Here is a 24,193-nt window from a genome sequence, read left to right as displayed (position 1 = left end):
GGCTGCCGCCCGCGCAGGCAAGCTTAAAACTCTTCCCAGTCATCTCCTGCCGCTGCCTTGGCCGGCGCGTGGCGTGCCGCTTGCGGCTTGGCAACGCTCAGGCGCCGGGCGGGCACGGGTGCCTCTGGCGTCACGGCGCGCGGCGTCGCCACGGCCGTCGGTACCGCCTGGCGCACCTGCTCGCCCAGCTTGAACACGCTGACCACGTCGGCCAGGTGGCTGGCCTGGTCTTGCAGGCTTTCGGCGGCCGCCGCCGCTTCCTCGACGAGGGCCGCGTTTTGCTGCGTCACGCCATCCATCTGCGCCAGCGCCTGGTTGACCTGGGCGATGCCGTCGCTTTGCTCGTTGGTGGCGACGCTGATGTCGGCCATGATGGCGGTCACCTTGCGCACGCTGTCGACCACCTGTTCCATGGTGGCGCCCGCTTCATCGACGAGCTTGCTGCCGGCCGCCACCTTGCCGACGGAATCGTCGATCAGCTGCTTGATTTCCTTGGCGGCAGCGGCCGAGCGTTGCGCCAGGTTGCGCACTTCCGTGGCGACGACGGCGAAGCCACGCCCCTGTTCACCGGCGCGTGCCGCTTCCACGGCCGCGTTCAGGGCCAGGATATTGGTCTGGAAGGCGATGCCATCGATGACGCTGATGATGTCGACGATTTTATTGGACGAGTCATTGATCGAGGTCATGGTCTCTATCACCCTGCCGACCACTTCGCCGCTCTTCTGTGCCACACTCGATGCGGAAGCGGCCAGTTGATTGGCCTGGCGCGCATGGTCGGCGTTTTCCTTCACCGTGCCCGTCAGTTCTTCCACCGAGGCGGCCGTTTCTTCCAGCGAACTGGCTTGCTGTTCCGTGCGGGCCGACAGGTCGTTATTGCCTTGGGCAATTTCCGCGCTGGCGCGCGCCACGTTGTCGGCGCTGGCTTGCACTTGCAGCAGCACGGCGTGGATCTTTTCCACGAAGGCGTTGAAACCCTTGCCGATGACGGCCAGCTCGTCCGTGCCCTGGACTTCCAGCTTGACGCGCAGGTCGGCGTCGCCGCTGGACAGGTCTGTCATGGTGCGGCCCAGCGTGCGCAGCGGGCGCGTCAGCTGGTTGACGACGAGTATCAGAATGCCGGCCGTGGCCGCCGCGCACAGCAGGGCGACGATCAGGGTGTAGGTCATCAGGTCGCGTGCCGAGGCGGTGGCCACGCTTTTCGGGAAGTTCAGCTCCACGCTCCATGGCGCGATATCCGGGTGGATCTGCAGCGGCTGCAGCAAGTGGATATAGCCTTGTCCATCCTCGTATTCATACGGTTGTCCCTGGCGCACCTTGTCCAGGCCGGCGGCCGGGATGTCGTCGGCCTTCTTGCCCAGCCGTTCGGGCGCGGGATGGCTGGCATACAGGCCGCCGTTCGAGATCAGGGCCAGCTTGCCGCCCTCGATCACCTTCAGGCCGGCCAGGATCTTCGCCAGGCGCGTGAGCATGAAGTCGGCGCTGGCCGTGCCCTTGAAGTGGCCGTCGATCATGATGGGCGCGACAAGCGAGGCCATCAGCACATCCTTGCCATCGACGGGGTAGATGTAAGGTTCCGTAAAGAAAGTTTTACCTGTGCGCTTGGGCACGTCATACCAGTCGTTGGCGCCCGGTTTCGGGTCAAAGACGATGGGTTCGACCTGCAGCTTGCCGCCGGCGCCCCGCGTCCAGTAGGGCATGAAGCGGCCGCTGGCGTCGTAATTCGGCTTCTGGTTGGCGAAATCCGCGTCCTTGCCGTCGAGCGCGTTCGCTTCCCACGTCACGGCAGCGCCCAGCAAGTCTTCCGAGCTGGTCAGGGTGGCCTTGGTCAGTTCATTGATCTGCTCGCGCTGCAGCGGCAGGCCGGCGCTTTTGGTGCCGCGCATGGCGCCGGCCAGGCCCGACACGCTGGACAGGTTGCTGGCGATGCGCGCCTGCAGCGCGCCGGCCACTTCGCGCGCCGACGTGCGCGCCAGTTCCAGGGCGGCCGCCTCGGCGCTGGCGCTGCTCTTGTAGCCGATGACGGCCGCCGTGACGCCCAGGCTGAGGATGGCCAGCGCGGTGGCGGCGACGCAGATTTTACTGTTCAGTGAGAGTTGCATGATGCTGTTCCTTGGTGGGGAGGGGTATTGGTGTCGCGGGCGTCGCGGGTAGCGCGCCTAGAAAGTCTTGCTGATGGCCAGCACGAAGGTGGCCGCGGCCGGGTTCGAGGTGTCGAAACGGCCGGCCGCATCGGGAATGCCCAGGGTGTAATGGTCGTAGGCGTCGGTGGCGCCCCAGGCGCGCGTGACGGCGGCGCTGACGCTCCAGCCGCCTTCAAGCGCCCTGGTGACGCCGGCCCTGGCGTCGCGCCAGTTCCACATGGCGTTGCCGCTGCCCGCCACGCGGCCATTGCCGGCGTGCAGGTTCAGGGTCCAGGCATGGCCCAGGTCGACGTTCGCGCCCACGTCCAGGTAGCCGGTGCCGCGCGCATTGGTGATGCCAAAGAAGTCGCGCGTGACCGTGCGGTTGTACTTGGCGTACAGCATCTTGTAGCTGAGGCCCAGCGACAGCTCGCCATAGTCGTACTTGACGCCCGTGGCGCGGTAGACGGCGCCCGGGTACTTGTAGTAATACGCGAGCACGCTGTAGCCCAGTTCGCCCGCCGTGCCGCCGTAGCCGCCGTACAGATCCCATTCGACGGTGGCGTCCTGGATGTAGCGGTCGCTGACGGTGGAAGCCCAGGTGCCCAGCGACCAGCCGCTGGGGTGCGCATAGTCCAAGCCCGCCTGCAGCGCGGGCTTGCCCCAGGTCTGGCGGAACCCGCGCGAGATGTATTGCGTAGCGAGCGTTACATTGGCGCTCAGGCTCGCCGCGGCGGGGGCGTCGCCGGCGCCCGCCGTCTGCGCGTGTGCCGGCAGCACGGCCAGCAGCGTGCAGGCGCAGCAAATGAGGGAAAAGGCGGGTTTCTGGATCAGGCAAGGCATGGCAGTCGGCTCCGTAGTTTGCTGGCGGCGGCCGTCCAGGCGCGCTGCCCTGATGGTTGCAATAAATGCGGCAAAGATGCGGAAAGGACTTGTTGGCGCTCGGCTGGCGATGCAGGCATGCACGGTCGCGGACAAGCACCATGCAGCGTCATTTCAACATGCACGCATTCCCACCAAACGTAACCGAAAGGATAGGGCGTATGACTAGTGCAAGTCAATAATGTTGCACTGCGGAAATCATAAGTTGTTGTTTCCTGGCACTTTTTCAAGCGCCTGTCATGCGGCGGGCCGGCCCCGCTGCGCCGCCGTCAGCAAGGCGGCCAGCAGCCCGGGCAGGGCGCCGGACAAGGCTTGCATGCCGGCGGCCGGCAAGTCCGCCTGCGCCTCGACGAGGCCGGACGGCTGTCCCCACAGCACCTGGGCGCACAATTGCGCGCTGCTGTCGAGTCCCGATACGCTGACCAGCAGGGCCACTTCCTCGGGCTGGTCGTCGGGCACGTCCCCGAGCAGGCAGGAAATGCCGAAATGATAATCCTGGAAGGCGCTGGTCGTGCCGCTGGAAAACGCGAAGACGGAAGCGAGCAGCTGCGGCGCGCCGGCGGCAAGCTGCGGCAGGGCGGCGCGGAACAGGGGCAGCAAGTCGTTTTCCAGCTGGATCACCAGCGGATGGGTGTGGACGAGGACGGTCATGGCGGGATGGAATCATTGGCGGCGCGCGATGGTAGCAGTTTTCGCCGCCGCCGTGGTCCGCCGTCAGGCCGCGTAGCGGCTGGCCATGCTGGCGATGGTGTTCTTCATCTGTTCGCGCAAGGTGGCCGGCGCCAGCACTTCCACGCCATCGCCCAGGCCCAGCAGCCACCATTGCAGTTCGCGCGTGCTGGGTACGGTGGCGGTCAGGTGCAATGCGCCGTCGGGGCGCTCGCGCAATTGCTGGTCGGCGCTCAGCGGCGTTTCATACAGATGTTCGCCGCTGCGCCGCGCAAACACGGCTTCGAGCCGCAGCGGTTCGCCTTCGCGGATGCCCATGGCGCCGGAGGCGATGTAGGCGTCGATGTCGAAGCCTTCTTTTTTGCGCGCAGGCAAGTAGAGGATATCCGCCTGCTGCACGCGATGCAGCACCAGCGTGCGCACGTCGCTGTACTCGGCGAACAGGCACACCAGGTAGATCAGCTGGCCGCGCTGCACGATGGCCAGCGGATGGACGGCGTCGTAGCTGACGGCGGCGTCGGCGTCGCGTTTCTTGTAGCGCAGCTTCAGCTGGCGGTCCTGCAGCAGCGCCTCGTACACATTGCGCTGGCACGCCTCGTCGATGACGGGGGCCAGCAGCCGCTGCATGGGGGCGATGGTGCGTATCTTGTCCAGCCAGGCGGGCGCGTGGGCGCGCTCGTTGGTGGCGTTCAGGGTCTGGCGCGCGGCGCTGAAATAGGGCTGCATGCTGTCCAGGGTCGATGGCGGCAGGGCGTGGCGCAATTGCTGCTCCATCAGCGCCAGGGTCAGCGCGGCGGGCGTCGACAGCCCCGGCATGTCCATGCGCGCGGCGTTTTCCATCCAGCACCAGCCAAACGGTTTGCTGTCGAGCGGGCTTGTCAGTGGGAATATCTCGGCCAGGTCGAGCAAGTCGCGCTGGATGGTGCGGATGCCGATGGCAAAATCGATCGCCTTGAGCTTGTCGTGCAGTTCGGCAACCGTGATGGTGCGCGGCGCTTGCGGTATCAGGCGCAGCATTTGCCATTGACGCATGATGGTGGAGGGGCGTGGCGGGCGCTCGGACATGGTGTTTCCGTTCAATTCAGTGGCAGGATGTGTACTGTGGAGTACATAAGTTGTCGAATGGTAACATTAATTCGATGGCAATTACAGGGGGGCCAGCATGGCGGCCCTGACGCAATTGCGTCCCGCATGCTTGGCCTGGTACAGCAGCTTGTCGGCGGCGGCGACCAGGGCGGATGCGTCGGGCGCCGGTGCGCCAGGCCGGCAATCGATGGTGACGACGCCGAAGCTGGCCGTCGTCGCCGTCTGCCGCGCCAGGCTGGCGCGCAGGCGTTCGGCCAGGCGCACGCCGCCCGCCAGGTCCGTTTCAGGCAGGATCAGCAGGAATTCTTCGCCGCCGTGGCGCACCACGCTGTCGATGCCGCGGCGGGTGGCGTCGCCGAGCAGGGCGGCCACCGTGCGCAGCGCCGCGTCGCCAGCGGCGTGGCCGTGCACGTCGTTGATGCGCTTGAAGTGATCGATGTCGCACAGGATGGCGGTCAGGCTCAGGCCATGGCGCTGCGAACGGGCCAGTTCGGCGTCCAGCAGGCGTTCATCGAGGTAGCGCCGGTTGTAGCAGCCGGTCAGGTGGTCGCGCATGGCTTGTTCCAGCAGGATGCGGCGCTGCATGAACTGGGCGCGGCGCTGGCGCTGCAAGCCATGGCTGGCGCAGACGCCGCCCAGGTTCAGCGCCAGCAAGGTGGCGGCGTCGGCGGCCTGGCTGGCGCCGTGCAGGCAGAACCAGGCCAGGCTGGCGGCGCCGCCCAGGCCGGCGGCGTGCCGCGTGCCTTGCGTGATGCCGGCATATGGCAGCAACAGCAGGGCGCAGAAGGCCATGGCGTGCCAGGCGGCGTCGGCGTCCCGCAGCGAAAAACTCGTCAGGAAGCCGGCCATGCCCAGGGCGAGCACGGTGCGGCGGGCCGCCTCGCGGCAAGGCCCGGTGGCCGGGCTGCGCAGCGCCTGCCACAGGGCGCAAGCCATGGCCAGGCACCAGGCCAGCGCCAAGGGCCAGCGGTCGGGCGGCAGGAGCGCCGCGCCAAAGGCCAAGCTGGCGCTGGCGTACAGGGCCAGCGGCGGCCAGCCATGCGTCTGGCCCGGCGCCGGCAGGCGCAGATAGGCCGCTTCCTGTTGCGGATCGCGCAAGCGGGCCAGCCAGGGGTGCAGCGCCAGGCTGCGGGAGTCGTTGCTTGCATGGTGCTGCTGCATGGAAACCTGTCGGGTAGCGAATCGAAGCCTCATTCTTGCCCCGCCCTGCGACAAATTGCGACGCATCCCAAGCGTGCCCCTGAAAATCCCCAATTGGCCCTACCAGTGGCCTTAATCGTCGTGGTTGACGCGCGTGCGCACGAAGTCGATATGGCTTTGCATGGCCGTGCGCGCCTCTTCCGGCTGGCTGGCGCAGATGGCCTCGCACAGGGTGCGGTGCTGCGACAGCAGTTGCAGCGAGGTGGCGTCATCCTGCTGGCGCAGGCCCGTGCCGTTGAGCGTGATGTGTTCGCGCAGCATGCCGATGATGCTGGTGTGCAAGTGCAAGAACATGGTGTTGTGCGACGCCTGCGCAATGACTTCATGCAGCCGCGCATCGGCTTGCGCCTCGCCGTGCTTGTCGTCGACCGCGCGCGCCTGCTCCAGTTCGGCCAGCAAGGCCAGGATTTGCGCGCGTTCGCCCGCGCTGGCCCGCTGCGCGGCAAAGTAGGCCGTGGCTCCTTCGAGCACGCGGCGAAATTCCAGGATGTCGTCGCGCAGGGCAGGGTGGTCGGCCACCAGCTGGCTCCACGGTGAAGCCATGCCGGTGCGCAATTGATCTGTCACAAAGACGCCGGCGCCGCGCCGGCTGCGCACGAGGCCCCGCGCCGCCAGCCGCTGCACCGCCTCGCGCACGGTATTGCGCGAAACCCCATATTGCTGCGCCAGCAGGCGTTCGGCCGGCAGTTGCGCACCCGCCGGCAAGCTGCCGTCCAGCAGGGCCGTCTCCAGCCTGCGCATCACCGTCTCGACCCTGCCCCGCGTCTGCATGCCTGTCGCCATCGCTGTTGTCTCGTCTGTTGTTTTCAAGTGGTCCGAGCAATTTGAAGCGGCGCGCGGAAGCTGGAATTATGCGTGAACCGGTCATTCTTAACAACACACAGCGGCGCCGCAGCAACACACAGAGCGCCGGGAGACACACTCATGCAGCCAGACCCGCGCCAGCCGCGCCACGCATCACGCCACTACCCGCCCGCACCGCTCCAGGTGTACCTGTTCGCCACCTGCCTGGTCGACCTGTTCGTGCCGCAGGCGGGGCTCGACGCGGTGCGCCTGCTGGAACGGGAAGGCTTGCTGGTGCACTATCCGCGCGGCCAGAGCTGCTGCGGCCAGCCCGCCTACAGCAGCGGCAACCCGGACCAGGCGCGCGCCGTGGCCCGCACCCAGCTCGACCTGTTTGCGCAGCCGTGGCCCGTGATCGTGCCGTCCGGTTCCTGCGCCGGCATGATGCGCCACCACTGGCCGCAGCTGTTCCAGGACGACCCCGTGGCCGGTCCCAAGGCGCTGGAACTGGCCGAACGCGTGTATGAACTGAGCGAATTTCTCGTCTGCGTGCTCAAGCTCGACCTGGCCGGCCTGGCCCTGGCCGGTCCAGGGCAGGCCGATGAAAGCGTGGTGCTGCATACCTCGTGCGGGGCGCGCCGCGAGATGGGCACGCGCACGCACGGCGTGGCCCTGCTCGACGCCCTGCCCGGCGTGACCCGCGTCGAACACCAGCGCGAGTCGGAATGCTGCGGCTTCGGCGGCACGTTCTCACTGAAACATCCGGACATTTCCGGCGCCATGGTCAGCGACAAGATCGCCTCGGCCTGCGCCACGGGCTGCGACCGGCTCGTCTCGGCCGACTGCGGCTGCCTGCTCAACATCGGCCACGCCGCCCAGCACCAGGGCGCGCCGCTGCCCGTCGAGCACCTGGCCAGCTTCTTGTGGCGCCGCACGGGAGGCGCGCCATGAGTGCGGCATTGACCGCCCGCGAACGCATGCTGGGCCGGCTGCGCGCCGCCGCACCCTCCGCGCCCGAGGCGGTGGATACCATCGATACCGTCATCGACAGCCACTACCAGGCGCGCCGCGCCGCATCTCCTCTGTCGCCGCGTCACAGGATAAGCGTCATGCAGGCAGCCTTGCGCGTCTCGCATGCGCAGGTCGACTGCGTGAGCGTGGACGCCTGGCCGGCCCTGCTGGCGCAGCGCCTCGGTGAGCACGGCGCGCGCCGTTTGCTGGTGGATGCCGCCAGCGCCGAAGGGCAGGCCTTGCGCGCCGCCTTGCCGGTGGGCGTGTCAGCGCTGTCTTTTGACCGTCCGCTGGCGCAGTGGAAGGGCGAATTGTTCGACACGGTCGACGCCGGTTTTACGGTCGCCCGCTCGGGCATTGCCGCCACGGGCACCCTGGTCATTGCGCCCGACGCGGCCGCGCCGCGCACGGTGTCGCTGGCGCCGCCCCTGCACGTCTGCCTCGTGTATGCGAGCAGCCTGCACGTGGACTTGCACGCGGCGGCGCGCGCCGAGCGCTGGGCGGACGGCATGCCATCGAACCTGGTGCTGGTGTCGGGACCGTCGAAAACGTCGGACATCCAGCAAACCCTTGCCTATGGCGCGCATGGCCCGCGCTGGCTGTGGGTGCTGATCGTCGACGACTTGCCAGCCCATGAAGGAGGCCAGCCATGAACGCCAAGCCCTTGCAATTCGTCAAACCGGCAGACTTTCACGCGCGCGCCCGCGCCGCGCTCGACGATCCGAAACTGCGCCAGAGCTTTCGCGGCGCCATGGATTTTTTACAGGACAAGCGCAGCGCCCAGTTCCCCGACGGCGATGAACTCGAACGCCTGCGCGACATCGGCGAAGCCGTGCGCCGGCACGCGCTGGCGCGTCTGCCTGACCTGCTGGTGCAGCTGGAAGACAGGCTGACGGCGGCCGGCGTGCAGGTGCACTGGGCCGAGGATGGCGAGCAGGCCAACGCCATCATCCACACCATCGCGCAAAAGGCCCAGGCGACGCGCTTCATCAAGGGCAAGTCGATGGCCAGCGAGGAAATCGAGCTCAATCACTACCTGGAAGCGCGCGGCATGACCTGCCTGGAGTCGGACATGGGCGAGTACATCGTCCAGCTGGCCGGCGAAAAGCCGTCGCACATCGTCATGCCGGCCATTCACAAAACCAAGGCCGACATCGCGGGCCTGTTTGCCGAGCATATTCCCGACGCGCCTTACACGGAAGACGTCGACAGCCTGATCCAGACGGGCCGGCGCGCCCTGCGCCAGGCCTTCGTCGAGGCCGACATCGGCCTGTCGGGCGTGAACTTCGCGGCGGCCGACACGGGCACCTTGTGGCTGGTGGAAAACGAGGGCAATGGCCGGCTGACGACGTCCGTGCCGGACGTGCACATCGCCATCATGGGCATGGAAAAAGTGGTCGCCAAGCTGGAGCACATCGTGCCGCTGGCCAGCCTGCTGACGCGTTCGGCCACCGGGCAGGCCATCACCACGTATTCCAACCTGATTTCCGGCCCGCGCCGCGCCGGCGAGCTCGATGGGCCGCGCGAAGTGCACCTGGTCTTGCTCGATAACGGCCGCAGCCAGGCCTACGCCGACGAGCAGCTGCGCGCCACCCTGCAATGCATACGCTGCGGCGCCTGCATGAACCACTGCCCCGTCTACACGCGCATCGGCGGCCACGCCTACGGCACCACGTATCCGGGGCCGATCGGCAAGATCATCTCGCCCCACTTGCTGGGACTCGCCGCGACGGCGGACCTGGCCACCGCGTCGAGCCTGTGCGGCGCCTGCGGCGAGGTGTGCCCCGTGCGCATCCCGATTCCGCAACTGCTGGTGCGCCTGCGCACGGAGGCGAACCGCAATCCGGACGAACAGGTGGCGCATCGGCTGCGCGGCCAGGGGGCCAAGTTCAGCCGCGGCGAAAGCCTGATCTGGCGCTTCTGGAGCGGCGCCTTCGCGCGCCCTGCCAGCTACCGCCTGTTCCGCTGGGCCGCCACGCGCCTGCGCAGGCTCACGCCGGGCAAGCAGCTGGGCTGGACGCAGCACCGCAAGCCATTGACGCCGGCGCCGCGCAGCCTGGCCGACCTGCTTAATGCACGGGGGCAGGAAGAATAGCGACACCCCGCCATACCGCAAAAAACACGCTGCACACAACTACATCAAAAGCCGTTTTTTCACTCAACCCGCATCCACCGGAGGAGACCCGACATGCAAACCTGGACCCAACTTTACACCCCGCTCGGCAGTTTGTGGCTGTCGTCGCTGGCGGCAGCCGTTCCCATCATCTTCTTCTTCATCGCCCTGGCGGCGCTGCGCATCAAGGGCCATGTGGCCGCCGCCGTCACGCTGGCGCTGGCGCTGGCCGTGGCCATCTTCGCCTATGGCATGCCCGTGCCGCAGGCGCTGGCGGCGGCCGGCTACGGCTTTGCGTACGGCTTGTGGCCCATCGCCTGGATCATCGTCACGGCCGTCTTCCTGTATAAAATCGTCGTCAAGACGGGGCAGATCGACATCATCCGCGCCTCCGTGCTGTCGGTCACGGACGACCAGCGCCTGCAGGTGCTGTTGATCGGCTTTGCCTTCGGCGCCTTCCTGGAAGGGGCGGCCGGCTTCGGCGCGCCCGTGGCGATCACCTCGGCGCTGCTGGTGGGCCTGGGCTTCAACCCGCTGTACGCGGCGGGCCTGTGCCTGATCGCCAACACGGCGCCCGTGGCCTTCGGCGCGATGGGCATCCCCATCATCGTGGCGGGCCAGGTGACGGGCATCGACCCCTTCCTGATCGGCGCCATGGCGGGCCGCCAGCTGCCGCTGCTGTCGCTGCTGGTGCCGTTCTGGCTGGTGTTCATGATGGATGGCTTGCGCGGCGTGCGCGAAGTGTGGCCGGCCGCGCTGGTGACGGGCTTGAGCTTTGCCGTCACCCAGTACTTCACCTCGAACCATATCGGCCCCGAGCTGCCGGACATCACCTCGGCCCTCGTCAGCCTGGTGTCGCTGACCCTGTTCCTGAAAGTGTGGCAGCCGAAGAATGCGAAAGTGGCCCATGCCGTCGGCGGCGGCACGGCCGCGCTGTCCGGTTTTGGCGGCGCGGGCGGTGCTTCGGCCGTGCGCGGCGCCGGCAATCGCGCCGCCTCGCCCTACACGACGGCGCAGACCATGCGCGCCTGGGCGCCGTTCGGCCTGTTGACGGCCATCGTCACCGTGTGGAGCCTGCCCGGCTTCAAGGCCCTGTTTGCCGCCGGCGGCGCCTTGTCCGGCCTGGTCATCAAGATCCACGTGCCCTATCTCGACAAACTGGTGATGAAGACCATGCCCATCGTGGCCGAGCCGAAGGCGTATGAAGCCGTGTTCAAGCTCGATTTGCTGTCGGCCGTGGGCACGGCGATCTTGCTGACGGCCGTGCTGTCGATGCTGATGCTGCGCATGAAGCCGCGCGATGGCGTCAAGGCGTTCGTGGAAACCGTGGTGGAATTGCGCCGTCCCGTGCTGTCGATCGGCCTGGTGCTGGCGTTTGCCTTTGTTGCCAACTACTCGGGCATGTCGTCCACCCTGGCCCTGCTGCTGGCCGGCAGCGGCGCCGCCTTCCCGTTCTTCTCGCCCTTCCTGGGCTGGCTGGGGGTCTTCCTGACGGGGTCCGACACGTCGTCGAACGCCCTGTTCTGCTCACTGCAAAACACGACGGCGCACCAGATCGGCGTGTCCGACACCCTGATGGTGGCGGCCAACACGACGGGCGGCGTGACGGCGAAGATGATCTCGCCCCAGTCGATCGCCGTGGCCTGCGCGGCAACGGGACTGGTGGGCAGGGAATCGGACCTGTTCCGCTTTACCCTGAAGCACAGCCTGTTGTTTGCCGTCATCATCGGCATCATCACCATGCTGCAGGCGTATGTGTTCACCGGCATGATCCCGCATTGAGCGGTGCGTAGAAGTACGTAGTAAAACTAGATAAATTTTCAGCAAAACGTGCAGAAGGTCATGGAAATGACCTGATGCACTGCAGCATATCGAGGATGGTCCGGCGCAATGCCGGGTCAGCGGCGATGCCTTCCGCATCGAGTCCCGACCCCAGCAGGGGCAGGCTGATGCAGGCCTCGTCGATCAGGCGCGCCGACATGGTGCATGCCGTTTCGCGCAGCGCCGCCTGCGCATGCGTGGCGCGCGGTGCAGCGTTCAGCAGCACCAGTGGCTTGTCGATGAACGATTCATTTCCCACCATCCAGTCCAGCGCATTCTTCATGGGCCCGCTCACGCCGTGCGCGTACTCAGGGCTGGCCAGCAGCAGCACGTCGGCCGCCACGATGGCGTCGCGCAGGCCCGTCACGGCCGGCAGGCTGTCGGCGTCGAGGTCGGGATTGAACAGCGGCAGGTCACCGAGTCCCTGGTAGATGCGGATATCAAATGGCGCTGGTGCAAGCCGGGCGATGGCGCGCAGCAGGGCGGTATTGAGGGAGGCGGCACGCAGGCTGCCGGCGATGGCGAGGATGGTAATGGGCGTTTGCATCTCGCCTGTATAGCCCATCGCGCGCTCAAGCGCAAGGCGAGCAGGATGGCGCTATCGATGTTGCAACAGCCGACGATGGGCTGCTATGCGTGGCTGGTATGGCTGCGCTCTTAACGGCTCAGACCGCTCATCCAGCTTGGCTGCGGGTTGGCGCGGGCCAGTTCGCGCATGCGGTATTCCAGGTCGTAGCGGTCGGTCGATTCGGCCAGATAGGCTTCTTCATAGGCGCGTTCGCGGTGATCGCTGCTCTGGGCCAGCCAGGCGCCGACACGCTTGGCGGCGTGCAGCAAGGTGGCGATGACATTGTTGTTTTGCGTCGTGTGATAGGTAAATGCGGTAGACATGGCGAACTCCTTGTGTGGCGTGCCGCGTTGTGCTGCACTGCAACATAAGTATACCAATCCCAAGATATAAGGCTACTTTTGTTTTCGAATGTCAGCTATTCAATTATCGAATAATTGATGCGAAACCTGCGCAATCCGGGGCCTTTCGGGCATAATGCGGCCGCAGCAAGGTAGTTTTACTACGCGCTCGGCCTTGCGAAGATGTTGCTTTCAGACACGAGCGCTGCCGCTGCCTGATGGTGCCCATGCAAGCGATGGGCCAGGGCAGGGCACGACAATCTTGGATAGAACAATGGAGAAAGTATGGAACACGTAAAGCAGGGGCTGGGCGCAACGCGCGCGCAGGCCGGCACGCAAAACAATACAGGCGCCCTGATCATTGTCACGGTGCTGTTTTTCATGTGGGGGCTGCTGACCTCGCTCAATGATGTGCTGATTCCCCATCTGCGCTCGATCTACACCTTGACCTATGTCCAGGCGATGCTGGTGCAGTTCTGCTTCTTTGGCGCCTACGCCATCGTTTCGTTGCCAGCCGGCATGTTGATCAAGAAAATCGGCTACCAGCGCGGCGTCGTCGCCGGCCTGCTGATCGCCGCCGCCGGCTGCGCCATGTTCTATCCTGCTTCCACCGGCAGCTACGCGCTGTTCCTGTTGTCCTTCTTCATCCTGGCGGCCGGCATCACCGTGCTGCAGGTGGCTGCCAATCCCTACGTGACGGAATTGGGCGACCCGCAGACGGCGTCGAGCCGTCTGACCCTGACGCAGGCGTTCAACGCGCTGGGCACCACCGTGGCGCCGGCCCTGGGCGGCATGCTGATTTTGTCGGGCACCGTGCTGACGGTGCAGCAGTTCGACCTGCTGCCGGCGGCCGAGCAGCTGGCCTACCGGGCCAAGGAAGCGGCCGCCGTGCAGGGTCCGTACCTGGCGCTGGCCGCCACCCTGGTGGTGCTGGCCGTGCTGTTCGCGCTGGCCCGCTTGCCGAAGATTTCGCATGCCGACGATGCGGCGGCCCTGGCGCAGGATGGCCACAAGGTGTCGATCTGGTCGCACCGCCATCTGGTGCTGGGCGCGCTGGCCATCTTCCTGTACGTGGGCGGAGAAGTGAGCATCGGCAGCTTCCTGATCAACTTCCTGGGCGAGAGCCATATCGCGGGCCTGAGCCACGCCGACGCCGCCTATTTCGTCAGCTATTACTGGGGCGGCGCCATGCTGGGCCGTTTCGTCGGTTTTGGCGTGATGCGCTATGTCAGCCCGGGCAAGACCCTGGCCTTCAACGCCGCCGTCGTCATCGCGCTGATTCTCGTCGCCGTCTTCTCCAGCGGGCACACGGCCATGTGGGCATTGATCGCCGTGGGCCTGTTCAACTCCATCATGTTCCCGACCATCTTCAGCATGGCGCTGAACAAGCTGGGCGCGCAAACGGGACAAGGCTCGGGCATCCTGTGCATGGCCATCGTCGGCGGGGCCATCGTGCCGTTCATCCAGGGCTTCCTGGCCGACCACATCAACCTGCAGCTGTCCTTCCTCGTGCCGGCCCTGTGCTATACGTTTATCCTGTACTTCGGCTGGAAATACGCCGGCATGTACAGCGAAGGCGCTGGCGCAAAGTAAGCGGCGCGGAATCGATAATGCTGAAAAGGGTGGCCGAGGCCACCCTTTTTTTTGCGTTAATGCTCGAATTTCGTGCCCAGCACATCCTCGCACACCTCGAGCCAGGCGCGCGCAGCGTGCGACAGATAGCGCCCGCTCCAGATATGCGCCACCTGCCACGCCACTTCCGGCTCGACGATGCGCACCGTCTCAAGCGGTTCGCCGGCCAGGCGGTGGATGAATGGCTCCGGCAGCAGGGCCACGCCCAGTCCCGCCGAGGCCATCGCCACGAGCCAGTCCCATTGTCCGCTCTGCGCGGCGATGCGCGGCTCGAAGCCGGCCTGCGCGAAATACTGGCGCAGGCTGCGCGTGAGGGCGAAATCATCTTTCAATAACACCAGCGGCAGCTCGGCCAGCGCCTTGAAGGGCAAGGTCGTGCGCTGCTTCTGGAAGGTGCCCGGTTCGGCCAGCGCCCAGATCGGGTAGCTGGCGACGGGCACGGCGACGAGATCGAGTTCGGGATCGGCCGGCAGCACCGTCATGCCGATTTCCAGCTCGCCGGCCGCCACCTTGCGTTCGATCTGCTGGCCCGTGTCTTCCTGCAAGGTCAGGCTGATGTGCGGATAGCGCGCGCGGAAGGCTTTTAATACGGGCGTAAACAGCACGTTGATCATCGGCGGGATGCCGACCGTCAGGCTGCCGCGCGCCAGCGCCTGCGTGTCGCGCACTTCCAGGGTCAGCTGGCGCATGTTGGCCAGCATTTCCTGGCCGTGCTGGTAGACGATGCGGCCCGTGTCCGTCAGCGTCAGCTTGCGCCCGTCGCGCACGAGCAGCTGCGCGCCCACCTCGTCTTCCAGCTGGCGCACCATCTTGCTGATGGTCGACTGGGTCAGGTGCAGCGATTCGGCTGCCTGCGTAAAGCTCGACAGGCGCACGGTTTCGACGAAATAGCGCAGGGAACGGATATCCAAGATGGTGCTCGCCTCGGCGCGGCATGAAAATATCGACTGGATGTGGCGAAATTAATTCATGCCATGCATATGGCCGGGATTTTATACTGAATCCCACTTATGGGGTTGGTGTATGACAGCCATCCAGTTTGAGAATATTAAGAATACCAGGAGCATCACGATGTACGAGGACCGTATCCGCCACCCAGGCTTGCTCAGCAAAATCATGAGCGCCGATGAGGCAGCCAAATTGTTCCACAACGGCATGCGCGTCGGCATGAGCGGCTTTACCCGTGCCGGCGACGCCAAGGCCCTGCCGCGCGCACTGGCCGAGCGCGCCCTGCAGGACCCGCTGAGCCTGACTTTGATCACGGGCGCCTCGCTGGGCAACGGCAGCGACGGCCTGATGGCCGAGGCGGGCGTGCTGGCGCGCCGCATGCCGTTCCAGGTCGACCCGGTCTTGCGCGGCAAGATCAATAACGGCGAAGTCATGTTCATCGACCAGCATCTGTCGGAAACGGCCGAGCAGTTGCGCTCGGGTAACCTGGCTGCCGTCGACATCGCCGTCATCGAAGCGACGGCCATCACGGCCGCCGGCGCCATCATTCCGACCATGTCGGTCGGCAACTCCGCCGCCTTTGCCCAGCAGGCAACGCAGGTCATCATCGAAATCAACCTGTCCACGCCGCTGGCGCTGGAAGGCTTGCACGACATTTATATTCCACAAACCCTGCCGGGCCGCGAACCGATCCCGCTCACGCGCGTGGACCAGCGCCTGGGCAGCACGGCCATCGCCATCGACCCGGCGCGCATTGCCGCCATCGTCATCACGGACAGCCCCGACAGCCCGTCGAACGCCTTGCCTCCCGATGCGGAAACGCAGGCGATCGCCGGCCACGTGATCGCCTTTCTGGAAGGCGAAGTGGCGGCCGGACGCATGGGGCCGGAACTGCTGCCCCTGCAGGCGGGCATCGGCACCATCGCCAATGCCGTGCTGCATGGCCTGATCGGTTCGCCCTTCCAGAACATGACGATGTACTCGGAAGTGCTGCAGGACAGCGCCATCGAACTGCTCGATTCGGGCCAGCTGGCGTTTGCTTCGGCCTCGTCGATCACGCTGTCGGCGCCCGTGCACCGGAAGCTGATGGACAATATCGATCATTACCGCTCGAAGATCGTGCTGCGGCCGCAGGAAATCAGCAACCACCCGGAAATCGTGCGCCGCCTGGGCATCATTGCACTGAACACGGCGCTGGAATTCGATATCTACGGCAACGTCAACTCCACGCACGTGTGCGGCACGCACATGATGAACGGCATCGGCGGCTCGGGCGATTTTGCGCGCAATGGGCAAGTGTCGATGTTCGTGTCGAAATCGGCGGCCAAGGGCGGGCGCATTTCCAGCGTCGTGCCGATGGTGTCGCATGTGGACCATACGGAGCATGACGTCGACGTGCTGGTGACGGAGTGGGGCTATGCGGACTTGCGGGGCCTGGCGCCGCGCGAACGGGCGCCCTTGATCATCGAGCGCTGCACCCATCCCGACTACCGCGAGCAATTGCGCGCATATTACGACGCGGCATGCCAGCGCGGTGGTCACACGCCGCACATTCTGCAAGAGGCGCTGTCGTGGCATACGCGCTACCAGGAAACGCAGAGCATGCTGGCAGCGCAGTAAGTTCGCGTCAGCGCAAACACAGGGCAGGGCGGTGCAGCACCGCGCCTGCCTTTTTCACTATTCAATACATATGCAGCGCCTTGGCGCCCAGGCCCAGCAGGGCAAACGTGGTGGTGGCCTGTATGCCCATGAACCACAGGAAGTGGGTATGCATGTGCTTGCGGATGTCGCCCAGTTCCGTGCGCAAGGCGTGGCAGTCGCCGCGCAGGTCGCCGCGAAATTGCGTCAGGTCGGCGCGCAGCAACTGCGATTCGTCGCGCAATCCCGTGCGCACCTTGTCCAGGCCCTCGCCAAGCCGCTGTTCCAGGGTCTTGAACCATTGCCGGTCATGTTCCCGGTCCGTTTCCAGTTTTGTCAGGCGCGCTTCCATGCGTACAGCATTGTGCGCGCTTTGCTGTTTGTCAAGCCGGTCCGTGGCATAGGCATCGTTCATCTCGCACTCCTTCGCGCGGGCCGCGCTGCACCAGCGCAGGCGGCGTCACTCCACTGTCCGCCTTTTTGAGCGGCCCGGTTTGCGCTGGATCAAACGTCAGGAAGCTGGTGCAAAGCGCAAGCGGATGCCTGCCGTGATGACAGCGAGCAAGTCGTCGATATGCGCGTTCATTTCCAGATGCGGCGTCCATGGGTCGCCCGCATCCATGACGATGCGCAGCGACACGAGGCCGTGCAGCGCCTGCCAGAAGATTTGCGTCATCGTGTGCAGCGCTTGCTCGTCCTGGCGTACCTGGCCCGCCTGCGCCAGTTCGCCGAACAGGTGCAGCGCGTAGGCATACGGGTCTTGCTCGATGTTGCCGTGCTCGACTTCAACGGCGTCGATTTCCGCATGCGGGCGCAATTCCATGAAAATCAGCGAATACTCGTCGGGATGCCGGAAACCATACTCGATATAGGCGCGCCCGACCAGGCTGATGCGCTGCCACGGATCGGCGCTGGTGGCGCAGGCTTCGCGCATGGCGCGCACCAGTTCCAGCAAATCCTTGTCCATGGCCTGGGCGATCAGGGTGGCCTTGTCGCGGAACAGGGCATACACGACGGTGGTGGAAAAGCCGGCCGCTTCGGCCACCTTGCGGATGGAGACGGCGCGCGCGCCGCCCTTCTTGATGAGGTCCTTGACGACGTCAATGATGTGCTCGCGCCGCGCCTGAGCCTCGCGTAACTTTCTTTCCTGGATATTAGTTAACTTCTTGTCCACGACTCTTTCCTGGCGACTCTATGAAAGCAAGAATTATAGGGGGGCGGCATGGTGCCAATGTGTCAGCCGCTGTTACAAATCAGTTTTTTGTCCGGTAGATGCAACAGCTGGCCGATTTTTCGCGCTTTTACCCGGCACTTTTCCATCGATGCCCCGGATTGGTGCATAAATCGCCGGGGCAGGCTTTGCGAACGGGGCCAAAGGGCGGAAAATAGCGGCATAGCTTACACTGCGTTTTTTAGCGCGACGGCGGTGGCCCACGAGGCGACGCCGGAACACTTACATTCGGACGGGATCATTACATGACCATTAAAATCAGCCAGAACTTCGACTCGGGCGCCATCGACGTGGTGAGCGCCACCAGTGCCGGCGCCATCGACCTGAACTTGCGCAAGGACAGCCACGCCGACATCCACCAGTGGTTCCACTTCCGCCTGCAGGGCGCGCGCGGCCAGGCGTGCACGATGCGCTTCCTGAACGCGGGCCAGGCCACGTATCCGGCCGGCTATGAAGACTACCAGGCCGTGGCCAGCTACGACAGCGAAAACTGGTTCCGCGTACCGACCTCGTTTGATGGCCAGGTCATGACGATCTCGCACACGCCGGAACTCGACAGCGTGTATTACGCCTACTTCGAGCCGTACTCGTGGGAACGCCATTTGCGCCTGCTGGGCGAAGTGGCCGAGCATCCGCTGGCGCGCGTGTCCGACCTGGGCAGCACGGTCGACGGCCGCGACATGAACATGGTTACCATCGGCAACCCGCAGGCGGAAAAGAAAATCTGGATCATCGCGCGCCAGCATCCGGGCGAATCGATGGCCGAATGGTTTGTCGAAGGCCTGATCGACTCGCTGCTGGACGACGCCAACCCGATTGCGCGCAAGCTCTTGCAGCGCGCCGTGTTCCACATCGTGCCGAACATGAACCCGGACGGTTCCATCCGCGGCAACCTGCGCACGAATGCGGCCGGCGCCAACCTGAACCGCGAATGGATGACGCCGTCGCTGGAGTCCAGCCCGGAAGTGTTGTGCGTGAAAAACAAGATCCACGAAACGGGCGTCGACATGTTCTTCGACATCCACGGCGATGAAGCGCTGCCGTACAACTTTGTGGCTGGCAACGAAATGCTGGAAAACTTTACGCCAGAGCAAGCGGCGCACCAGAAGGCCTTCATCGAGCGCTACAAGCAGTCCAGCCCCGACTTCCAGGACAAGTTCGGCTATGCGGCCAGCAAGTACAAGTCGGACATGCTGACCCTGGCGTCGAAATACATCGGCCACCACTTCGGCTGCCTGGCGCTGACGCTGGAAATGCCGTTCAAGGAAAACGCCGACTTGCCGGATCCGGCCGTGGGCTGGAATGGCGCGCGCAGCGCGGCCCTGGGCGCGGCCATGCTGCAGCCTATCCTGTTGTCGCTGGATTGATCGGCGTTGTTCATGGGCATCGAAATCGAGCGTAAATTCCTGCTGGCCAGCGACGCCTGGCGCGGCCTGGGCCAGCCGGTGCTGCTGCGCCAGGGCTATCTGTCGTCGGCGCGCGAGCGCGTGGTGCGCGTGCGCATCGAGGGCGAACAGGCGATGCTGACCATCAAGGGCGCCAACGTGGGCGCGACGCGCGGCGAGTGGGAGTATCCGATTCCGCTGGCCGACGCCGTCGAACTGCTCGATGGCCTGTGCGAACAGCCGCTGATCGAAAAGGTCCGCCACCGCATCGAACACGCGGGCATGGTATGGGAAATCGACGAGTTTCTTGGCGCCAATGCGGGCCTGGTGGTGGCCGAGATCGAGCTGGCGTCGGAAGACCAGCCGTTCGAGAAGCCGGAATGGATAGGCGCGGAAGTGTCGGGTGATGCGCGCTACTACAACGCGAATTTGATCCGCCACCCGTTTTCACAGTGGTGATGGCGCGTTAAGCGTGGCTTGAAATGCAAAAAGGCGGAACCGGGGTTCCGCCTTTTTTACGTCTGCACGATTTAGTGGAAGTGCTCGGTGCCTTGCGGCGTATCTTCCGGCATTTCCGCATGCGCCAGCTCGCCGACCGGGTCGGCAAACAGCGGCGCGCCGCAATCGTCGCAATACTCTCCGACAAAACGTTCCGCATGGCGCTTGATCTGCGTCACGCCGGCTGCGTTCAGATGCTCGATAATTTCATCGACGGGCGTCTTTTGCTTGTCCAGCGCGGCGATGCCGACCTGGATCAGGCCTTCGATCGGCGTGCCATCCTCGTCTTCCTGGCCGTACAGGGGCCAGACGATGCCGTAGATGACGTCCGGCGCCTGGCGCAGGGTGAAGGCGATGCGGTACTCGTCCACCTGACCGTCGGCCGCCTCTTCGCCGAAGCCGGCGATGACGGCGCGCAATTCCGACGGCTCGATGGCCAGCGTATGCGTCAGGTAGTGCACGGCGGCGCGCACGGAGACGGGGCGTATCAGCTTGTCCGCTTCGCGGCAGGCCACGTAGTACGCTTCCGGCAGCAGCAATTCCAGGCCGCAGCCGGGCAGCAGGCGGGCAATGGTCGGGGTGGCCTGCGCGCGCCATTGCTCCAGGGCGGCGCTGCGCTCCTTGATGAAGTCGAGCTGGCTGGCCGGCGTCTGCCAGCGGAACAGCGGCGCGCCGGCAGGCGCGACCACGGCCACCAGCAGGTAGCGGGTGTCGGCCAGGAAAGGCGCCGTTTCCGCTTCCTTGCTCGATGGCTTGACGGCCGTGCCCTTCAGGGCGGCCAGGGCCAGCTTCTGCGTCTTGGCATACGTCTCGACGTGGCTGCGCGGCAACTGGTCGATCGAGTACAGGGTCGGTGCCATGGCCATCTTCGTGCCATCGGCCAGCAGGTGTGCCGCAAAGTGCGCGGACAAGACGCCGTGCGCGTCGCCGGCCATGGGGCCGGAGGCGATGGAAAAGCGCGTCCACGCAAGGATGGGCACGGCCACCAGCAGGGCGTCGTAGCGCACCTCTTCATGCGTGATGACGGTCGATTCGCTGACGGCTTCAACGCAGTCCATCAGCACGTCGTAGGCGTTCAAGTCTTCCTTGAACAGGCTGCCCAGGGTGTTGTCGACGGTGTCCTGGTGGCCGGTTTTGAGTAATTTCTGGAGCTGCGTATCCAGGCTGTGTTCCCAGGACCGCTCTTCGAGACGGCTGGCTGCCTGCACGATCGCCTGGGCAAAGGTGACCAGGCGCTGGCTGTCGGCAGTCAGTTTATGGGATGAATCTTTGGAAGGACGACGCATAGCGGGATAAGAGTCTCGGAAAGTGAAAAAAATGGATCAGTCAAACAATGATAAACCCTTATAACCGTATTGTAGAGGATTCGGCCGCACGCAATACGTAAGCTGTCTGTAGATCATGCCGATTGCCGTAATTTCAAGCGCAAACAGGGCGTATGGACGAAAAAAAGCGCCGGTCGGAACCGGCGCTCTTATCTTACATCACAGCCGGGCGGATTACTCGGCCAGCAGTTGACGCAGTACGAATGGCAGGATGCCGCCATGCTTGTAGTAATCGACTTCGATCGGCGTATCGATGCGCAGCAGGACCTTGACTTCCTGGCTGCTGCCGTCGGCGCGGTGGATCACCAGGGTAGCCAGTTGCTGTGGCTTGATTTCGCCTTCGAGGCCTTTCAGGTCGAAGGTTTCATTGCCGGTGATGCCCAGCGTTTGCACGCTGTCGTCGCCGATGAATTGCAGCGGCAACACGCCCATGCCCACCAGGTTCGAGCGGTGGATGCGCTCGAACGAACGGGTGATCACGGCTTTCACGCCCAGCAGCTGGGTGCCCTTGGCGGCCCAGTCGCGCGACGAGCCCGTACCGTACTCTTCGCCGCCGAAGACCATGGTTGGCGTGCCTTCAGCAACATATTTCATCGCTGCGTCGTAGATCGACATCTGTTCGCCGGAAGGCTGATGGATCGTGATGCCGCCTTCGACCGCCGAACCGTCCGCCTTGGCAGGGATCATGCGGTTCTTGATGCGCACGTTGGCGAAGGTGCCGCGCATCATGATTTCATGGTTGCCGCGACGCGAGCCGTAGGAGTTGAAGTCCGCCTTCAGGACGCCGTTTTCCTTCAGCCACTTGCCTGCAGGACCGTTTTCCTGGATCGAGCCGGCTGGCGAGATGTGGTCGGTGGTGATGGAATCGCCGAACACGCCCAGCGCGCGCGCGCCTTCGATGCCGGTGGCCACTGCCGCTGGCGTCATCGAGAAGTTGTCGAAGAACGGTGGTTCCGCGATGTAGGTCGATTTTGGCCAGTTGTAGACTTGACCGGAGACGGTGGTGACTTTTTCCCACAGCTTGCCTGGCGCGCCCTTGACGTCCGCGTAGTTGTCCTTGAATACCTTGGCGTTCATGGCGAACTTCATCATGGCCGACACTTCAGCCGAGGTCGGCCAGATGTCGCCCAGGTAGATGTCCTTGCCGCCCTTGCCCTTGCCGACCGGTTCCGTCATCAGGTCGCGCGTCATGTTGCCGGCGATGGCGTAGGCGACGACCAGCGGTGGCGAAGCCAGGAAGTTCGAGCGGATGTTCGGGTGAATGCGCGCTTCGAAGTTGCGGTTGCCCGACAGCACGGCCGACGCGACGATGTCGTGCGTGGCAATGGCTGCGTTCAGCTCGGGCGTCAGGTCGCCCGCATTGCCGATACAGGTGGTGCAGCCGTAGGCGGTCACGCCGAAGCCCAGTTTTTCCAGGTATGGCAGCAGGCCGGCAGCGGTCAGGTACTCGGTTACGACGCGCGAGCCAGGGGCTAGCGAGGTCTTGATGTGCGGAGCGACTTTCAGGCCCGCTTCCACGGCTTTCTTGGCCAGCAGGCCGGCAGCCAGCATCACGCTCGGGTTCGAGGTGTTGGTGCACGAGGTGATCGCGGCGATCAGCACGTCGCCGTTCGACACTTTCACGCCGTTCGTCGTTTCGTACACGGCAGCCAGGTCGGCCGGATTCTTGTTGAAGCCGTTTTCGGTCGTCGGCTTGGCGAACAGTTCGGCGAAGTTGGCCTTGACGTTGCCGATCTCGATACGGTCTTGCGGGCGTTTCGGGCCGGCCAGCGATGGGGCGACCGACGCCAGGTCCAGTTCCACCACGCGGGTGTAGTCGATCTCGCCCGCTTTTGGCACGCCGAACAGGTTTTGCGCCTTGAAGTAGCCTTCGAACGCGGCGATTTCAGCCTTGCTGCGGCCGGTGCCCTTGAAGTAATCGATGGTCGCTTCGTCGACCGGGAAGAAGCCCATGGTCGCGCCGTATTCCGGAGCCATGTTGGCGATCGTCGCGCGGTCCGTCAGGGTCAAGGACTCAGTGCCTTCGCCGAAGAATTCGACGAACTTGCCGACGACTTTTTCCTTGCGCAGCAGTTCGGTGATGGTCAGTACCAGGTCGGTGGCGGTGCAGCCTTCGCGCAGCGCGCCCGACAGGTTCACGCCGATGACGTCCGGGGTCAGGAAGTAAACCGGCTGGCCCAGCATGCCGGCTTCCGCCTCGATGCCGCCCACGCCCCAGCCGACCACGCCGATGCCGTTGATCATGGTGGTGTGCGAGTCGGTGCCGACCAGGGTGTCAGGGTAGTACACGTCGCCGGCTTTCTTGCCTGCGTGGTGCACGCCGCGCGCCAGGTACTCCAGGTTGACCTGGTGGACGATGCCGAAGCCCGGCGGCACGACGCCGAAGGTGTCGAATGCCTGCATGCCCCATTTCATGAACTGGTAGCGCTCGTTGTTGCGCGAGAATTCCAGTTTCATGTTCAGGTCCAGCGCTTTCTTTTCGCGGTAGTGATCGATGGTGACCGAGTGGTCGACCACCAGGTCGACCGGTACCAGCGGTTCGATCTTCTTGGCGTTGATGCCCATCTTGGCGGCCACGTTGCGCATCGCTGCCAGGTCGGCCAGCAGTGGAACGCCGGTGAAGTCCTGCAGCACGACGCGCGCCACTACGAACGGGATCTCGTCGGTGCGCTCGGCGGTCGGGCCCCAGCTCGCCAATTGCTTGACGTGTTCTTCGGTGACTTTTTTGCCGTCGCAGTTGCGCAATACCGATTCGAGCACGATGCGAATCGACACTGGCAGGCGGGAGACATTGATGCCCAGGCTTTTTTCCAGCGCAGGCAGGGAGTACAGCTTGCCCTTCTTGCTATCCGAAATATTAAAGTCCTTGAGCGTGTTCAGAGTGTTGCGGGACATGACCTCTCCTTGTTGGGTATCGTCTATTATTGATTATTCAAATTACA

The 24,193-nt window shown here is 64.7% G+C and carries 21 protein-coding genes; 8 read left to right on the top strand and 13 right to left on the bottom strand.

Translation table 11 applies throughout. The features are described 5' to 3' along the window. Positions 1-23: 23 nt before the first annotated feature. The 6 genes from AC07VI_RS25155 to AC07VI_RS25130 all read right to left on the bottom strand — a co-directional run bounded on the left by AC07VI_RS25155 (position 24) and on the right by AC07VI_RS25130 (position 6,728). Complete coding sequence (locus AC07VI_RS25155; RefSeq protein ID WP_086146019.1) at positions 24-2,099, bottom strand: methyl-accepting chemotaxis protein; 2,076 nt, start codon at positions 2,097-2,099, stop codon at positions 24-26. A gap of 57 nt (positions 2,100-2,156) precedes the next feature. Continuing rightward, positions 2,157-2,963, bottom strand: coding sequence for a TorF family putative porin (locus AC07VI_RS25150; protein WP_086146020.1), 807 nt, complete (start codon positions 2,961-2,963; stop codon positions 2,157-2,159). Between the two features lie 276 nt (positions 2,964-3,239). Further along, positions 3,240-3,653, bottom strand: a complete 414-nt coding sequence (locus tag AC07VI_RS25145) for a hypothetical protein (RefSeq protein ID WP_492995169.1) — start codon at positions 3,651-3,653, stop codon at positions 3,240-3,242. A gap of 63 nt (positions 3,654-3,716) precedes the next feature. After that, the gene (locus AC07VI_RS25140) at positions 3,717-4,736 is read right to left on the bottom strand and encodes a helix-turn-helix transcriptional regulator (RefSeq protein ID WP_086146022.1); all 1,020 of its coding nucleotides are present in this window, start codon (positions 4,734-4,736) and stop codon (positions 3,717-3,719) included. An 81-nt stretch (positions 4,737-4,817) separates the two neighbouring features. Further along, positions 4,818-5,918: a GGDEF domain-containing protein gene (locus AC07VI_RS25135; RefSeq protein WP_492995167.1), complete on the bottom strand. Its 1,101-nt coding sequence runs from the start codon at positions 5,916-5,918 to the stop codon at positions 4,818-4,820. Between the two features lie 111 nt (positions 5,919-6,029). Further along, complete coding sequence (locus AC07VI_RS25130) at positions 6,030-6,728, bottom strand: FadR/GntR family transcriptional regulator (protein ID WP_226935830.1); 699 nt, start codon at positions 6,726-6,728, stop codon at positions 6,030-6,032. Positions 6,729-6,881: 153 nt separating this feature from the next. Between AC07VI_RS25130 and AC07VI_RS25125 the strand changes: the two genes are divergently transcribed. The 4 genes from AC07VI_RS25125 to AC07VI_RS25110 all read left to right on the top strand — a co-directional run bounded on the left by AC07VI_RS25125 (position 6,882) and on the right by AC07VI_RS25110 (position 11,646). Further along, positions 6,882-7,691, top strand: coding sequence for a (Fe-S)-binding protein (locus tag AC07VI_RS25125; RefSeq protein ID WP_492995164.1), 810 nt, complete (start codon positions 6,882-6,884; stop codon positions 7,689-7,691). Beyond that, positions 7,688-8,404, top strand: a complete 717-nt coding sequence (locus tag AC07VI_RS25120) for a LutC/YkgG family protein (RefSeq protein WP_099374989.1) — start codon at positions 7,688-7,690, stop codon at positions 8,402-8,404. The genes AC07VI_RS25125 and AC07VI_RS25120 overlap by 4 nt, the downstream gene beginning before the upstream one ends. Then, positions 8,401-9,846 carry a LutB/LldF family L-lactate oxidation iron-sulfur protein gene (locus AC07VI_RS25115; protein WP_492995161.1) on the top strand — a complete coding sequence of 482 codons (1,446 nt, stop codon included), beginning with the start codon at positions 8,401-8,403 and terminating at the stop codon, positions 9,844-9,846. Before AC07VI_RS25120 ends, AC07VI_RS25115 begins: the two co-directional genes overlap by 4 nt. Positions 9,847-9,939: 93 nt before the next feature. Continuing rightward, positions 9,940-11,646: a lactate permease LctP family transporter gene (locus AC07VI_RS25110; RefSeq protein WP_099374987.1), complete on the top strand. Its 1,707-nt coding sequence runs from the start codon at positions 9,940-9,942 to the stop codon at positions 11,644-11,646. 58 nt (positions 11,647-11,704) lie between these two features. On the opposite strand, the gene AC07VI_RS25105 is transcribed toward AC07VI_RS25110, so the two are convergent. After that, entirely contained in the window at positions 11,705-12,232 is a 528-nt protein-coding gene (locus tag AC07VI_RS25105; RefSeq protein ID WP_492995159.1) for an NADPH-dependent FMN reductase, read from the bottom strand. Between the two features lie 110 nt (positions 12,233-12,342). Next, positions 12,343-12,576, bottom strand: a complete 234-nt coding sequence (locus AC07VI_RS25100; RefSeq protein WP_083708080.1) for a DUF3563 family protein — start codon at positions 12,574-12,576, stop codon at positions 12,343-12,345. Positions 12,577-12,879: 303 nt separating this feature from the next. On the opposite strand from AC07VI_RS25100, the gene AC07VI_RS25095 reads away from it, so the two are divergent. Further along, entirely contained in the window at positions 12,880-14,187 is a 1,308-nt protein-coding gene (locus AC07VI_RS25095) for a sugar MFS transporter (protein WP_086146028.1), read from the top strand. Between the two features lie 56 nt (positions 14,188-14,243). Here AC07VI_RS25095 and AC07VI_RS25090 read toward each other — a convergent pair whose 3' ends face one another. Continuing rightward, positions 14,244-15,137 (bottom strand): LysR substrate-binding domain-containing protein, encoded by an 894-nt coding sequence (locus AC07VI_RS25090; protein ID WP_086146029.1) that lies wholly within the window; start codon positions 15,135-15,137, stop codon positions 14,244-14,246. Positions 15,138-15,297: 160 nt separating this feature from the next. On the opposite strand from AC07VI_RS25090, the gene scpC reads away from it, so the two are divergent. Next, the gene (gene scpC, locus AC07VI_RS25085) at positions 15,298-16,794 is read left to right on the top strand and encodes a succinyl-CoA:acetate CoA-transferase ScpC (RefSeq protein ID WP_086146054.1); all 1,497 of its coding nucleotides are present in this window, start codon (positions 15,298-15,300) and stop codon (positions 16,792-16,794) included. Positions 16,795-16,855: 61 nt separating this feature from the next. Here scpC and AC07VI_RS25080 read toward each other — a convergent pair whose 3' ends face one another. Together AC07VI_RS25080 and AC07VI_RS25075 are read right to left on the bottom strand one after the other, a co-directional pair. Continuing rightward, on the bottom strand, positions 16,856-17,227 hold the full coding sequence (locus AC07VI_RS25080) for a hypothetical protein (protein ID WP_492995155.1): 372 nt from the start codon (positions 17,225-17,227) through the stop codon (positions 16,856-16,858). 96 nt (positions 17,228-17,323) lie between these two features. Continuing rightward, entirely contained in the window at positions 17,324-17,986 is a 663-nt protein-coding gene (locus tag AC07VI_RS25075; protein ID WP_086146031.1) for a TetR/AcrR family transcriptional regulator, read from the bottom strand. A 302-nt stretch (positions 17,987-18,288) separates the two neighbouring features. On the opposite strand from AC07VI_RS25075, the gene AC07VI_RS25070 reads away from it, so the two are divergent. Together AC07VI_RS25070 and AC07VI_RS25065 are read left to right on the top strand one after the other, a co-directional pair. Beyond that, positions 18,289-19,410 (top strand): M14 family metallopeptidase, encoded by a 1,122-nt coding sequence (locus AC07VI_RS25070; RefSeq protein WP_086146032.1) that lies wholly within the window; start codon positions 18,289-18,291, stop codon positions 19,408-19,410. 12 nt (positions 19,411-19,422) lie between these two features. Further along, positions 19,423-19,887, top strand: a complete 465-nt coding sequence (locus AC07VI_RS25065; protein ID WP_086146055.1) for a CYTH domain-containing protein — start codon at positions 19,423-19,425, stop codon at positions 19,885-19,887. A 71-nt stretch (positions 19,888-19,958) separates the two neighbouring features. Here AC07VI_RS25065 and AC07VI_RS25060 read toward each other — a convergent pair whose 3' ends face one another. After that, complete coding sequence (locus tag AC07VI_RS25060; RefSeq protein WP_086146033.1) at positions 19,959-21,212, bottom strand: DUF2863 family protein; 1,254 nt, start codon at positions 21,210-21,212, stop codon at positions 19,959-19,961. A 213-nt stretch (positions 21,213-21,425) separates the two neighbouring features. After that, on the bottom strand, positions 21,426-24,146 hold the full coding sequence (acnA, locus tag AC07VI_RS25055; RefSeq protein WP_086146034.1) for an aconitate hydratase AcnA: 2,721 nt from the start codon (positions 24,144-24,146) through the stop codon (positions 21,426-21,428). Positions 24,147-24,193: the final 47 nt, after the last annotated feature.

This window comes from Janthinobacterium sp. GW821-FHT03A03, from assembly GCF_059421435.1.
This window is presented reverse-complemented; position numbering and strand designations above follow the sequence as displayed.